The organism is Amaricoccus sp. (assembly GCF_017995835.1).
Lineage (GTDB): Bacteria > Pseudomonadota > Alphaproteobacteria > Rhodobacterales > Rhodobacteraceae > Amaricoccus.
Genome location: NZ_JAGOID010000086.1, coordinates 1 through 13,617, shown reverse-complemented (window position 1 = coordinate 13,617; position 13,617 = coordinate 1). Strand labels below are relative to the sequence as shown.

13 protein-coding genes are annotated in these 13,617 nt (G+C 70.8%); 4 read left to right on the top strand and 9 right to left on the bottom strand.

Annotation, left to right across the window (positions count from 1 at the left end; all coding sequences use genetic code 11):
• Nucleotides 1-113: 113 nt before the first annotated feature.
• The gene (locus tag KBA23_RS12665) at nt 114-551 is read left to right on the top strand and encodes an ISAs1 family transposase (RefSeq protein WP_290741478.1); all 438 of its coding nucleotides are present in this window, start codon (nt 114-116) and stop codon (nt 549-551) included.
• A 60-nt stretch (nt 552-611) separates the two neighbouring features.
• Here KBA23_RS12665 and KBA23_RS12660 read toward each other — a convergent pair whose 3' ends face one another.
• On the bottom strand, nt 612-1,547 hold the full coding sequence (locus KBA23_RS12660; RefSeq protein ID WP_290741480.1) for a LysR substrate-binding domain-containing protein: 936 nt from the start codon (nt 1,545-1,547) through the stop codon (nt 612-614).
• Nucleotides 1,548-1,660: 113 nt separating this feature from the next.
• On the opposite strand from KBA23_RS12660, the gene KBA23_RS12655 reads away from it, so the two are divergent.
• Together KBA23_RS12655 and KBA23_RS12650 are read left to right on the top strand one after the other, a co-directional pair.
• Nucleotides 1,661-2,887 (top strand): urate hydroxylase PuuD, encoded by a 1,227-nt coding sequence (locus KBA23_RS12655; protein WP_290741476.1) that lies wholly within the window; start codon nt 1,661-1,663, stop codon nt 2,885-2,887.
• 195 nt (nt 2,888-3,082) lie between these two features.
• The gene (locus KBA23_RS12650) at nt 3,083-3,874 is read left to right on the top strand and encodes a hypothetical protein (protein WP_290741474.1); all 792 of its coding nucleotides are present in this window, start codon (nt 3,083-3,085) and stop codon (nt 3,872-3,874) included.
• A gap of 386 nt (nt 3,875-4,260) precedes the next feature.
• On the opposite strand, the gene atpC is transcribed toward KBA23_RS12650, so the two are convergent.
• From atpC to KBA23_RS12620, 6 genes are all read right to left on the bottom strand, one after another.
• Nucleotides 4,261-4,659: an ATP synthase F1 subunit epsilon gene (gene atpC, locus KBA23_RS12645; protein ID WP_290741472.1), complete on the bottom strand. Its 399-nt coding sequence runs from the start codon at nt 4,657-4,659 to the stop codon at nt 4,261-4,263.
• A 4-nt stretch (nt 4,660-4,663) separates the two neighbouring features.
• Nucleotides 4,664-6,091 carry a F0F1 ATP synthase subunit beta gene (gene atpD / locus KBA23_RS12640; RefSeq protein WP_290741470.1) on the bottom strand — a complete coding sequence of 476 codons (1,428 nt, stop codon included), beginning with the start codon at nt 6,089-6,091 and terminating at the stop codon, nt 4,664-4,666.
• A 20-nt stretch (nt 6,092-6,111) separates the two neighbouring features.
• A complete protein-coding gene (locus KBA23_RS12635; RefSeq protein ID WP_290741468.1) occupies nt 6,112-6,987 on the bottom strand; it encodes a F0F1 ATP synthase subunit gamma in 876 nt (291 codons plus the stop codon).
• Between the two features lie 26 nt (nt 6,988-7,013).
• Nucleotides 7,014-8,552, bottom strand: a complete 1,539-nt coding sequence (atpA, locus tag KBA23_RS12630; protein WP_290741467.1) for a F0F1 ATP synthase subunit alpha — start codon at nt 8,550-8,552, stop codon at nt 7,014-7,016.
• Entirely contained in the window at nt 8,552-9,112 is a 561-nt protein-coding gene (locus KBA23_RS12625; protein ID WP_290741465.1) for a F0F1 ATP synthase subunit delta, read from the bottom strand. The genes atpA and KBA23_RS12625 overlap by 1 nt, the downstream gene beginning before the upstream one ends.
• A gap of 187 nt (nt 9,113-9,299) precedes the next feature.
• Nucleotides 9,300-10,091, bottom strand: coding sequence for a methyltransferase domain-containing protein (locus KBA23_RS12620; protein WP_290741463.1), 792 nt, complete (start codon nt 10,089-10,091; stop codon nt 9,300-9,302).
• Nucleotides 10,092-10,158: 67 nt separating this feature from the next.
• On the opposite strand from KBA23_RS12620, the gene gloB reads away from it, so the two are divergent.
• Nucleotides 10,159-10,917, top strand: coding sequence for a hydroxyacylglutathione hydrolase (gloB, locus tag KBA23_RS12615; protein WP_290741461.1), 759 nt, complete (start codon nt 10,159-10,161; stop codon nt 10,915-10,917).
• Between the two features lie 245 nt (nt 10,918-11,162).
• On the opposite strand, the gene KBA23_RS12610 is transcribed toward gloB, so the two are convergent.
• Entirely contained in the window at nt 11,163-11,858 is a 696-nt protein-coding gene (locus KBA23_RS12610) for a response regulator (RefSeq protein WP_290741459.1), read from the bottom strand.
• Nucleotides 11,855-13,617 (bottom strand): ATP-binding protein (locus tag KBA23_RS12605; protein ID WP_290741457.1); only part of this gene is annotated, 1,763 nt, incomplete at its 5' end. The genes KBA23_RS12605 and KBA23_RS12610, both read right to left, overlap by 4 nt.

Below are 13,617 nucleotides of genomic sequence, written 5' to 3'. Positions count from 1 at the left end.
ATCCGCTTCTGGGACTATCTCGGCGACCGCCTCCGCATCCCCGGCGCACCCACCATTCCCGCCTTGGATCACCTCATCCGCCAAGCCGCCCTCGCGTAGAGCCGCCCGGCCTTTTGCTCCGGCTACGGCGCCACCGGGTAAACCACGACGTAGACTGGCTTTTCTCCGATCGCCGCTATCCGGGCGAGCCCGCCATGCCCGGTCTCGCCGCCATCGCCTGCGTCGAGGCCGAGCGGATCGTCGACGGCAAGACCACCCGCGCCACCCGCTACTACCTCAGCTCCGTTCCGATCACCCCCGAGCGCTTCGCCGACGCCGTGCGCGCTCACTGGGCGATCGAGAACAGCCTCCACTGGGTTCTCGACGTCACCTTCGACGAGGACGGCGCCCGCAACCGCAAGGACAACGGGCCCGAGAACCTCGCCATCCTGCGCCGCCTCAGCCTGAACCTCCTGCGTTCGGCGCGGCCGAAGCTGTCCATCGCCCGAAAGCGCAAACGATCCGGATGGTCCGACGCCTTCGCCCGCTCCGTCATCGGCCAAATGCGATAGCCCTGCGACCTGGACCGGGGGCGGGCCCTCCGCCCCGGTCCCCGCACGGGCCGCCGCGCGTCAGCCTTGGACCGTGGTGGCGTCCGCGGTCGCCTCCGAGACGGCCTTGCGGCAGGCGGCGATCATGTGGTCGATGAAGAGGCGGACCTTGGGATCCTGCAGGCGCTTGTGCGGGTAGAGCGCCGCGAGGCTGACGCTCTCGGGCGGGGTCTCCTCGGCGACGATGACGAGCTCGCCCGCGCGCAGCTGCGCGGCGATCTCGAACACCGGCTTCAGCACGATGCCGCGCCCGGCGAGCGCCCAGCCGGTCAGCACGTCGCCGTCGTCCGATTCGAACGGCCCCGAGACGTCGAAGCGGCGCGGTCCCTCCGGCGTCAGCAGCGTCCAGTAGAACTCGCGCGCGCCCGGATAGCGCAGCATCAGGCAGCTGTGGCGGCCGTCGATCAGGTCCTGGCCGTTCCGCGGCCGGCCGCGGCGCGCCACGTAGTCCGGCGAGGCGACCAGTGCTCGCTTGCAGTCGGCGATCGCCCGCACCAGCAGGCTCGAATCCTCGAGCGCGCCGAGCAGGAAGGCGATGTCGATCCCCTCGGCGGTGACGTCGACCCGGCGATCCGACAGTCGCAGCCGCACGTCGATCTGCGGATAGAGATCCTTGAACCCCGGGATCAGCGGCGCGATCAGCCGCTTGCCGATGCCCAGGGGGGCCGCGACGTGGATCGATCCGCGCGGGTTGCGCGAGACGTCGGCGATGGCGGCCTCGGCCTCCTCGATGGTCTCGAGGATCTTCACCGCGCCCTTGTAGAAGATGGAGCCCTGCTCCGTCGGCTGGAGGCTCCGGGTCGTGCGGTTGAACAGGCGCACGCCGAGATGGCGCTCCAGTTCGGCCACCCGCGCCGAGGCGACCGCGGCGGAGACGCGCTGGTCGCGCGCGGCCGCCGACATCGAGCCGAGCTCGTAGACGCGCACGAAGGTTCGCAGCGTGTTGACGTAGGACATCGGGCTGGAGGCTAGCATTTTCTTGGGAATCGCGAAAGTGCTGCCGTCGCCTCCGGGATTTGCGCGGCAATCGAACTGGTCCATCCTGCCGGGATCGGGGACAGGAGGAGTGCATGTACGATTTCGCCGTCGTCTGGGAATGGCTCGCTTTCGCGGTGCGCTGGCTGCACGTGATCACGGGCATCGCCTGGATCGGATCGTCCTTCTATTTCGTCGCCCTCGACCTCGGGCTGCGCAAGGTTCCGGGCCTGCCCGTCGGCGCGCACGGCGAGGAATGGCAGGTCCATGGCGGCGGCTTCTATCACATCCAGAAGTACCTGGTGGCGCCCGAGCGGATGCCCGACCATCTGGTCTGGTTCAAGTGGGAGAGCTACGCCACCTGGCTTTCGGGTTTCGCGATGCTGGCGATCGTCTACTACGCCGGCGCGGAGATCTTCCTGATCGACCCGACCGTCATGCCGCTCTCGGTCCCGTTCGCCATCATGATCTCGATGGCCTCGCTCGGGGTCGGCTGGGTGCTCTACGACAACCTCTGCAAGTCGCGGCTCGCCGAGAACCCGACGTCGCTGATGGTGCTCCTGTTCCTCATTCTCGTCGTGATGGCCTGGGGCTACACCCAGGTCTTCAGCGGGCGGGCGGCGTTGCTGCACCTCGGGGCCTTCACGGCGACGATCATGTCGGCCAACGTCTTCTTCGTCATCATGCCGAACCAGCGGATCGTCGTCGCCGACCTCAAGGCGGGCCGCACGCCGGATCCGAAATACGGCAAGATCGCCAAGCTGCGCTCGACGCACAACAACTACCTTACCCTGCCCGTCATCTTCCTGATGCTCTCCAATCACTACCCGCTGGCGTTCGGGACGGAGTACAACTGGCTGATCGCAAGCCTCGTCTTCCTGATGGGCGTCACGATCCGGCACTACTTCAACACTATCCACGCAGGGACGGGCAACCCGACCTGGACCTGGCCGGCGACCGCCGCTCTCTTCGTGATCATCATGTGGCTTTCGACCATCGGCGGCCCGACCGAGACCAACGAGGACCAGGCGCTGACGCGGTTCCAGCAGCAGTTCGCCTCGACCGAGGGCTTCGGCGACGTGGCCGACACCGTGCGCGGCCGCTGCTCGATGTGCCACGCCCGCGAGATCTACTGGCCGGGCCTGATCCACGCGCCGAAGTCGGTCTACCTGGAAACCGATCAGGACATCGCCGCGCGGGCCCGCGAGATCTATCTTCAGGCCGGTCGCTCGCACGCCATGCCGCCGGGCAACGTCAGCGGCATGGAGCCGGTCGAGCGGCAGCGGATCGTCGACTGGTACGACGCCGCCGTCGCAGGCTGATGCCTCGTTAGGCACAATCCCGCCGGGGGGCTTCACGCGCCCCCCGAATTGCGTTAGTGTTTTTGCGCGTGCGAAATGGGTGTTGTGCGCCACAGGGTGATTCTGTGGCAGGTCTTCGGGGTTGGCGGCATGAATGCCATGACGGGTGACGACTATCGTCGGCGTGGACGGACAGGCGCCGGCGCCCCGGCGCCCGTGTCGATCGATCTGCCGCCCGACCCCTTCGAGGATCTCGCCGCCCCGACCATGCGGCTCGGCCCGCGGCTGCCGCGGCCCGTGCTGGTGCATTCCGTGGAGCCCGCGGGGCCGGAGCCTGACGCCGTGAGCGTCGCCACGGTCGAGGACCTCGCGGACCATCCGTTCGAACTCGCCCGGACCGAGCCCGAGGAGGCGGAGGCGCCCGCGCCGGACCCCGAGACGCCGCCATCGTTCGAATCGGTCCTCGAGGGCGAAGCCGACGTGCTGTCGGCCACGGCCCGCGCCGTACCGGCCGCGCCGCGGGCTTCCGGGTCACGGGGCCTGCAACAGCTGCGCGCGGCGGTGGTGGTCGGTCTGTTGACCGCCGTGGCCATCGTTGCGCTCGCCGTGATCTTCCGCCCCGAGTCGCTGGAGACCGGGGCCGCGCCGGCCGCGACCCCGACCGCGCTGGGTTCCGGCCCGGTTCCCGCGCCCGCCGCCGAGGCGGCATCGCCGGTGGCGGCGGTCTCCGTGCGGCTTCGCGTCGATCCCGATCTGTCCGCGCCGCGCCGCGCCGCACTGGAGGCGGCGGTCAGCGCCGCCGGCTACGGCGACCTGGAGGCTTCCCCGACGACGGCGCCCATCGACCGCGGGCGGATCGAGTACTTCCACGCCGCCGACAAGGACGCGGCCGAGGCGCTGGCGCGCAGCCTCGCGCCGCTGACCGGCGGGCCGACCGCCGTCCACGACCTTTCCGCCGTGACCCTCGGCGCAGCGCCCGGCCGCATCGACGCCTGGATCGCCGACTGACGGCGACGCCGGCCCCGCAGGGGGGCCGGTCGGAAGAGCGTCGCCAACGGTTCTGATACCGGCGGGCTCATGAAACGACTCGCGGACCTTTTGACCTTCAGGATTTTTATCGTGTATATTCAGGCAGTTGCCCTATCTATCACGCGTGTTAGCCCGTGTTGCGCCGGGTAGCATGGTGGACTCGCCGGTATGACCCGCTCGCAGCGCGATTCGACGGTGCGCCTTCACATCGGCGGCTGCGGCGCCGCGACGTTTGCGAGGCGGCGCGGATCGTGAGCGGGAAGTCGGCTCGCACCCGGATCGCGATCGCCTCCGGCGCGGCCGGCACGCAAAAGAAAAGGCCCGCGACACGCGCGGGCCTCGGTCCACACTGTCTGCGCCGGCCGTCAGGCCCCGAGGATGCCCCCGAGGTGGCGGGCGTCGCGCAGGCGCTGGTCGATCTGCTGGCGCAGGTCGTCGCTGGCCGCGGCGAATTCCTTCTCCGTCGCCGCGATCAGGTCGGCGATCATTTCCCTGGCGCCGGCGTCGCGGGGCACGGCCTGCTCGGCGAGGATTGTCGCGCTTTCGCGCGAAACCTCGGCGAAGCCGCCCGTCACCACGAACTCGACCGTCTCGCCCGCCGCTTCGATCCGGACGACCCCAGGGCGCAGCGTGGTGAGGAACGGCGCGTGGTTCGGCATCGCGGTCATGTCCCCGGACATGCCGGGGATGGTGACCCGGAGCGCCGCCACGGAGGCGAGCTTGCGCTCGGGGCTGACCAGTTCGAACTGGAGGGTGTCGGCCATGGCGTCAGGCGACCTCGGCCGCCATCTTCTCAGCCTTCTTGACGACCTCGTCGATGCCGCCGACCATGTAGAAGGCTGCCTCCGGCAGGTGGTCGAACTCGCCGGCGACGACGCGCTTGAAGCTGTCGATCGTCTCCTCGATCGGCACCTGCACGCCCGGCGAGCCGGTGAAGACCTGGGCCACGTCGAAGGGCTGGCTGAGGAAACGCTGGATCTTGCGGGCCCGCGCCACCGTCGTCTTGTCCTCCTCCGACAGCTCGTCCATGCCGAGGATGGCGATGATGTCCTGAAGCGACTTGTAGCGCTGAAGGATGCCCTGGACGGCGCGGGCGGTCTGGTAGTGGTCCTCGCCCACGACCTGCGGATCGAGGATGCGCGACGTCGAGTCGAGCGGGTCCACCGCCGGGTAGATGCCGAGCTCGGAGATGGCGCGGCTGAGCACCGTCGTGGCGTCGAGATGGGCGAAGGACGTGGCCGGGGCCGGGTCGGTCAGGTCGTCGGCGGGAACGTAGATCGCCTGGACGGACGTGATCGAGCCGTTGCGGGTCGAGGTGATCCGCTCCTGGAGCGCGCCCATGTCGGTGGCGAGCGTCGGCTGGTAACCCACGGCCGACGGGATTCGCCCAAGCAACGCCGACACCTCGGAGCCCGCCTGGGTGAAGCGGAAGATGTTGTCGACGAAGAACAGCACGTCGGTCCCGGATTCGTCGCGGAACTGCTCGGCCATGGTGAGGCCCGAGAGGGCGACGCGCATGCGCGCGCCCGGCGGCTCGTTCATCTGGCCGAACACCAGCGCCACCTTGGACTTGGCGAGGTCGTGCTCGTCGATGACGCCCGATTCGATGAACTCGTGGTAGAGGTCGTTGCCCTCGCGGGTGCGCTCGCCGACGCCGGCGAAGACCGAGAAGCCCGAGTGCACCTTGGCGACGTTGTTGATCAGCTCCTGGATCAGCACCGTCTTGCCGACGCCCGCGCCGCCGAAGAGGCCGATCTTGCCGCCCTTGGAATAGGGGGCGAGCAGGTCGATGACCTTGATGCCGGTGACGAGAATTTCCTTCTCGGTCGACTGCTCGGCGAAGTCGGGGGCCGGGCGGTGGATCGGCCGGGTCTCCTCGGCCTCGACCGGACCCCTCTCGTCCACCGGCGCGCCGATGACGTTGAGGATGCGGCCGAGCGTGGCGCGGCCGACCGGCACGGCGATCGGGCCACCGGTGTCGGTGACCTTCGCGCCGCGCACGAGGCCCTCGGTCGCGTCCATCGCCACCGCGCGCACCGTCGCCTCGCCGAGGTGCTGGGCGACTTCGAGCACGAGGCGGTTGCCGCTGTTCTCGGTCTCGAGCGCGTTGAGAATTTCCGGCAGATGCCCTTCCTCGAACTGCACGTCGACGACGGCGCCGATGATCTGGGTGATCTTGCCCACGGGGTTTGCCATGGCGGCCTCCGTCCCTTTGTCTAGAGCGCCTCGGCGCCCGAAATGATCTCGATGAGCTCGCTGGTGATCGCCTGCTGGCGCGACCGGTTGTAGGTGATGGTCAGCCGGTCGATCATATCGCCCGCGTTGCGTGTGGCGTTGTCCATCGCGCTCATGCGCGCGCCCTGCTCGGACGCGCCGTTCTCGAGGAGCGCGGTGAAGACCTGCGTCGCGACGCCGCGCGGCAGCAGGTCGGCGAGGATCGCCTCCTCCTCCGGCTCGTATTCGTAGAGCGCGGCCGCGCCGCCGCCCGCGCCGGCCTCGAAGACCGCGGGGATCAACTGGCGCTCGGTCGGGACCTGCGAGATCACCGACTGGAAGCGGTTGTAGAAGATGGTGCAGACGTCGAACTCGCCGGCGCCGAAACGCGCGAGCAGGTCCTGCGCGACCCCGGAGGCCTCGCCGTAGCCCATCCGCTTCACCGCGGAGAAGTCGACATGGCCGACGAGATGCTGTGCGAAGTCGCGGCGCAGCTGCTCGCGGCCCTTCTTGCCGACGGTGAGGATCTTCACCGTCTTGCCCTCGCCGATGAGCCGGGTGGCGCGGGCGCGGGCGAGGCGGACGATCGAGGAGTTGAAGGCGCCGCACAGGCCGCGCTCGGAGGTGGCGACGACCAGGAGGTGGACGTCGCCCTTGCCGGTGCCGGCGAGGAGCCTCGGGGCCGAGGGGCTGGTCGCCACGCCGGAGGCGAGGTTGCCGAGGACGGCTTCCATGCGCTCGGCGTAGGGACGGGCGGCCTCGGCGGACTCCTGGGCGCGGCGAAGCTTGGCCGCCGCCACCATCTGCATGGCCTTGGTGATCTTGCGCGTCGACTTGACGCTCTCGATCCGGATCTTGAGGTCCTTCAAGCTTGGCATGGGCCGCGCTCCCTAGTCGATGCGGCTCAGGCGAAGGTCTTGCCGAAGGCGTCGAGCACGCCGCGGATCTTCTTCTCGATGTCGCCGGCGATCTTCTGGTCGTTGGTCCGAAGCTCTTCGAGGAGCGCCGACTGGTTGTTGCGCAGGTGCGCGAGGAGTTGGCGCTCGAAGCGGCCGACATCCGCGACCGGCAGACGGTCGAGATAGCCCTGCGTGCCAGCGAAGATCACGATGACCTGCTCGGCGTTGGTCAGCGGCGAATACTGCGGCTGCTTCAGGAGTTCGGTCAGGCGGGCGCCGCGATTGAGCAGGCGCTGGGTCGCCGCGTCGAGGTCGGAGCCGAACTGGGCAAAGGCCGCCATCTCGCGATACTGGGCGAGTTCGAGCTTCACCGAGCCGGCGACGGACTTCATCGCCTTGGTCTGGGCGGAGGAGCCGACGCGCGACACGCTGAGGCCGACGTTCACCGCCGGGCGAATGCCCTGGTAGAACAGCTCGGATTCGAGGAAGATCTGGCCGTCGGTGATCGAGATCACGTTGGTCGGGATGTAGGCGGACACGTCGCCGGCCTGGGTCTCGATCACCGGGAGCGCCGTCAGCGAGCCCGAGCCGAAATCGGCGTTGAGCTTCGCGGCGCGCTCGAGCAGGCGCGAGTGGAGGTAGAACACGTCGCCCGGATAGGCCTCGCGGCCGGGCGGGCGGCGGAGCAGCAGCGACATCTGGCGGTAGGCGACGGCCTGCTTGGTCAGGTCGTCGTAGATGATGAGCGCATGCATCCCGTTGTCGCGGAAGTACTCGGCCATGGCGCAGGCCGAGTAGGGCGCGAGATACTGCATCGGCGCGGGCTCGGAGGCGGTCGCGGCGACGATGATCGAGTATTCGAGGGCGCCGGTCTGCTCCAGCGTGCGGACGAGCTGGGCGACGGTCGAGCGCTTCTGGCCGACGGCGACGTAGACGCAGTAGAGCTTCTGGCTTTCGTCGGAGCCTGCAGCGTCGTTGTAGCTCTTCTGGTTCAGGATCGTGTCGAGCGCCAGCGCGGTCTTGCCGGTCTGGCGGTCGCCGATGATCAACTCGCGCTGGCCGCGGCCGATCGGGATGAGGGCGTCGACGGCCTTCATGCCGGTCGCCATCGGCTCGTGCACGCCCTTGCGGGGGATGATGCCGGGGGCCTTGACGTCGGCGACGCGGCGCTCGGTCGCCTCGATCGGGCCCTTGCCGTCGATCGGGTTGCCGAGCGCGTCGACGACGCGGCCGAGCAGGCCCTTGCCGACGGGCACGTCCACGATCGACTGGGTGCGCTTGACGACGTCGCCCTCGCCGATGTCGCGGTCGGAGCCGAAGATCACGACGCCGACGTTGTCGACCTCGAGGTTCAGCGTCATGCCGCGGATGCCGCCGGGGAACTCGACCATCTCGCCGGCCCTGACGTTGTCGAGGCCGTGGACGCGCGCGATGCCGTCGCCGACGGAGAGGACGCGGCCGACCTCCGCAACCTCGGCCTCCTGGCCGAAGTTCTTGATCTGCTCCTTGAGGATCGCGGAGATTTCGGCAGCTTGGATCGACATTATCCGACCTCTTTCATGACGTTCTGCAGCTTGGCCAGCTTCGAGCGGATCGACGTGTCGATCATGCGCGAGCCGATCCGGACGACCAGTCCGCCGATGAGGCTCTCGTCCACCTTGACGTTGAGCTCGACGTCCTTGCCGACGCGATCCTTGAGCGTGGCCTTGAGCGCCGCCGTCTGCTCGTCGCTGAGCGGGGCGGCGGAGGTGACTTCCGCGGCGACCTGGCCGCGCTCGGCGGCGATCATGCCCTTCACCGCGGCAATGAGCGCGGGCGTGACGAAGAGGCGGCGGTTGACGGCCATCAGGCCGAGCGTGTTGGAGACTTCCGGGCCGAGGTTCATCCTGGCGGCCAGCGCCTTCATCGCCGCGGCCATCTCGTCGCGCGGAAAGACCGGCGACGTGGTCAGGTCGCGAAGGTCGGCGCTCGCGGCGAGCGCCGCGCTCACGGCGTCGAGGTCGGCCTCGACCGCGTCGAGCCTGCCGCCTTCTTTGGCGAGTTCGAAGAGCGCCGTCGCGTAGCGACCGGCGATTCCGGAGGTCAAGGATTCAGAACCGGCCACGACCACCCTTCCGTTCCAGAGACCCCTCGTACCCCAGCCAAAGCGCAAGTTCGCTGCACCCGCGAACAGTCACGCCCCGGTGAGGTCGGGCGGTGATAGCAGAGCAATCGCGGGGTGGCAATACGGGCGCGAGCCCTGCTTTCGCGCGCGCAAGCGGCGGCGTTTCGGAGGCTGTCCCCCATGAATCTCAGGCCTCGCGGCGGGGGATTCGGGCGGCGACGGGGGCGCGGCCGCGGACGGGTTCCGGGGCGGGGCGCGACAGTCCCTCGAGAGCCCCGAGCGGGCCGAGAATGGCGGCCTTCGCGCCGGTGCGGGGTCTCGCATAGATCTGCTTCGTCGCCTCGACGAGGAGCGCGCCGGCGACGAGATGGGGGTCGAAGCGGCGGCCGAGGCGTTCCCAGAGGTGCGCCGTCTGGAGCCAGAAACGCCGGTGCGAGGGCGGCGCGTAGAGCGCCGCGGCGTGGCGGCCGGCGACGAGGCCGTGGCGGCCGAGAATCGCCTCGACCTGGCCGAAGGTGTACGGCCGGCCGAAGCCGAACGGCGTCCCCTCGCGTCGCGCCCACAGCCCCGAGCGGTTGGGCACGATGAACACGGCCTGCCCCTGCGGGGCGAGGACGCGCCAGATCTCGGCGAGGAGCGCGTCCGGCCGCTCGCAGGTCTCGAGCCCGTGCGCGACGATCAGCCGGTCGACGGAGCCGGTCTCGACCGGCCAGCGCGTCTCCTCGACCAGCGCGCTGACGTTCGGGGCCCCGACCGGCCAGTGCATCACGCCCTGCTGCTCGGGCATCAGCGCCACGACGCGGCGGGCGTCGGCGAGGAAGGGCCGCAGCATCGGCGCCGCGAAGCCGAAGCCGACGACGGTCATGGCGCGGGTTTCCGGCCAGAGCCCGCGCAGCGCGTCCTGCAACCCGCGCTGCGCCGTCCGGCCGAGCTTCGTCCGGTAGTAGAAGGCGCGCAGGTCGAGCACGTCGAGATGCATTGCGCGACACTATCCGATCCGGCAGGGTGCCGCCACGCCCAAGACCGGGGCAGGACGGGGGCCCGCCATGTCGCTCGAGATCGTCACGGTCCCGTGCCGGACCGACAACTACGCCTATCTGATCCGTGACGCGGCGTCGGGGACGACGACGCTGGTGGACGCCCCGGAGGCGGGGCCGATCGCGGCCGAGCTCGACCGGCGCGGCTGGGGGCTCGACGCCATCCTGATCACCCACCACCACGACGACCACATCGCCGGTGTCGACGCGCTGCGGGATCGCTACGGGGCGCGGGTCTGGGGCGCCGCCGCCGACGCGCGGCGGCTGCCCCGCCTCGACCATGCCGTGACGCCGGGGGACCGGGCGGGGCCGGTCGGGGCGGAGGTGCTGAAGGCCTACGGGCACACGCTCGGGCATGTCGCCTACCACGTGCCGGTCGCGCAGGCGCTGTTCTCCGCCGACAGCCTGATGGTCATGGGCTGCGGGCGGCTGTTCGAGGGCACGGCCGCGGACATGTGGGAGACGCTGGGCCGGCTCGCCGCGCTGCCGCCGCAGACGCGGCTCTATTCCGGCCACGAGTACACGGAGGCGAACCTGCGCTTCGCGCAGTCGCTCGGCGCCGACCCGGCGCTCGCGGAGCGGGCGCGCGACATCGCCGCGACCCGCGCCGCGGGGCGGCCGACCATGGGGGCGACGCTGGCCGTCGAGCGCGCGACGAACCCGTTCCTGCGCGCCGCGGACCCCGACATGAAGGCGCGCGTCGGCATGACCGGCGCGTCGGATGTCGAGGCGTTCGCCGAGATCCGGCGGCGCAAGGACGCGTTCTGATCGGTTCGGCCGATGCGGCGCGGGGATCCCGCCGATTTCGACCGTCGTGCGATCAGGGGGTGGGCGCAGCCGGGGGCTGCGTGAGCGGGCCATGCCGAGAGGATCGAGTCTGCCAAGCCGCCCATCGCTAACACGCGTGATACATTGGCAACTGACTGAGTTATAACGATAAAATCGTTAACGGTCAAGAGCGCCCGCGAGTCGGCTCATGAGCCCGCTGGTATGAGGCCGCCCCTCGCGCCGCGCTAGCCGTCGGGGTCGAAGACGTAGCCCTCGCCGTGGACGGTGCGCAGGGTGCGGGGCGACTGCGGGTCCTCGCCGATCTTCTGGCGCAGGCGGGCGATGCGGATGTCGACGGAACGGTCGCCGGAGCCGAGCGGGCGACCGTGGGCGAGTTCGGACAGGCGCGCGCGGCTGAGGATCTGGCGCGGGTGGCGCAGGAACACCGAGAGCAGGTCGAATTCCATCGCCGTCAGCGCGATCTCGGCGCCGTCGCCGTCGCGCAGGCAGCGGGCGGCGGCGTCGAAGGCGACGGCGCCGAGGCGCGGGGAGGGAGCGGGCGCGGCCACGGCGGCGGTTCCGGTCCGGCGCAGCACCGCGCGGATGCGGGCGAGCAGCTCGCGCGGCTCGAACGGCTTGACCAGGTAGTCGTCGGCGCCGTCCGCGAGTCCGCCCAGCCGGTCGGGCAGTGCGCCGGCGGCGGTGAGCAGCACCACCCCGGCCCGGCAGCCGCGGGCGCGCAGGCGGGCGAGCGCGGCGCGGCCGGTCTCGCCGGGCATGTTGACGTCGAGCACGATGAGCGCGGCCGGCCCCTCGGCGAGGCGGCGGTCGAGGGCGGCGGCGTCCTCAGCGGTGGCGACCTCGAACCCGTGCCCGCCGAGATAGTCCTCGAGCAGGCCGCGCAGGTCGGGCTCGTCGTCGACGACGATGATCCGGGTCATGCGGGGGCCCCCTCTCCCAGGCGGCGCATCAGTTCCGCCGCCAGCGCGGCGAGGTCGAGCGGCTTTTCGAACACCGGCAGGTCGAGCCCGTCCGTGGCGGCGTCGACGCCCGCGCCGAGCGCGTCGCCGGTGACGATGACGATCCGATGCGCCAGCCGGGGCCAGCGGCGGGCGATCTCGCGGGCGAGCGCGAGCCCGTCGATGTCGGGCATCCGAAGGTCGCTCACCACCGCGTCGAAGCCGCCGGCCTCGAGCATGGCGAGCGCCCGCCGGCCGCTCGACGCGGTGGCGACGGTGAGGCCCGAGAGCCGCAGCCGCTCGGCGAGGAGCGTGGCGATCTCCGTCTCGTCGTCGACGACGAGGATGCGCCCGGCCGCGTGCGCCGGCTCGGCGCCGGCGGCGGCCTCGTCCGGCGTCGCCTGCGACAGCGGCAGCCGGACGCGCAGGCGCGCGCCCGCGCCGGCGGCGGTGTCGAGGTCGATCCGCCCGCCATGGGCGCTCACGATGCCGTGGACGACCGACAGCCCGACGCCGGTGCCGACGCCCTGCGGCTTGGTGGTGAAGAACGGCTCGAAGGCGCGCTTGGCGACCGCCGGGTCCATGCCCGGTCCGTTGTCCGCGACCTCGAGGACGGCCTCGTCGCCCTCGACGAAGCCGCGGATGTCGAGCCGGCGCGGCCCGGCCTGGCCGAGCAGCGCCTGCTGGGCGTTGACGATCAGGTTGACGACCACCTGGTGCAGCTGGTCGGCGTCCGCCTCGACCGGCGGCAGCGTGGCGGGGACGTCGACGTCGACGGCGACGTCGGCGCTGCGCAGCGCGTAGCCGGTCAGGTCGAGCGCCCCGAGCGCCACGTCGGCCAGCGCCACCGACCCGCGTTTCGGCGCGCGGGCGCGGGCCATGGCGAGGAAGGTGCGCACGATGCGGGCGCAGCGGTCGGCGGCGGCGTGGATCTTGGCGATTCGCTCGGCGAGCTTCGGCTCGGTGTCGAGCTCCATCAGCATCGAGGCGTATCCGACGACGACCGAGAGCGGGTTGTTGAGCTCGTGCGACACGCCGGCCAGCAGCGAGCCGAGCGCCGTCAGCTTCTCGCTCTGGTGCAGGGCCTCGCGCGAGCGCGCCGCCTCGGCCTGCGCGGCGCGCAGCGCCGTCAGGTCGATCGAGGTGGTCACGAGGCAGCGCTCGCCCTGGAACAGGATCGGGCGCGAGGTGAGCGAGGCGGGCACCTCGCTGCCGTCGACGCGCTTCAGCACGATCTCGAGGTTGGTGACGTCGCGGCCCGCGGCGATCTCGCCGTAGATCAGGTCGCGATCGGCCACGTCGGCGTAGAGGACGTCGCGGTCGAACGTGTCGAGATCGACGTCCGCGAGCGCGTACATCGCGACGTAGGGCTCGTTGACGAAGACCAGCCGGCGGTCCGACAGCCGCGCGATGTTCATCGGCGCCGGGTTCGCGGCGATGATGGCGTTCAGCCGCGCCTCGGAGGCCTCGAGCTCGGCCTGCGTGCGGCGGTGCTCGGTGATGTCGATCGCGGCGGTCATCAGCGCGGGCCTGCCGCCGTAGTCGATCCGGGTCGCCGACAGGTGCGCGGTGATCCGCCCCCCCTCGGCGTGGAGCTCCGCCTCGAAGCCGGAGACGGCGCCGGCCCGCGCCACCTCGGCCAGAAGCCGGTCGCGGTCGCCCGCGTCGACCCAGGTCGCGAGCATCGTCTCCGGCGCGGGGTCTTCCTGGCCCAGCCCCAGCTGCCGGCGCGCCGTCGCGT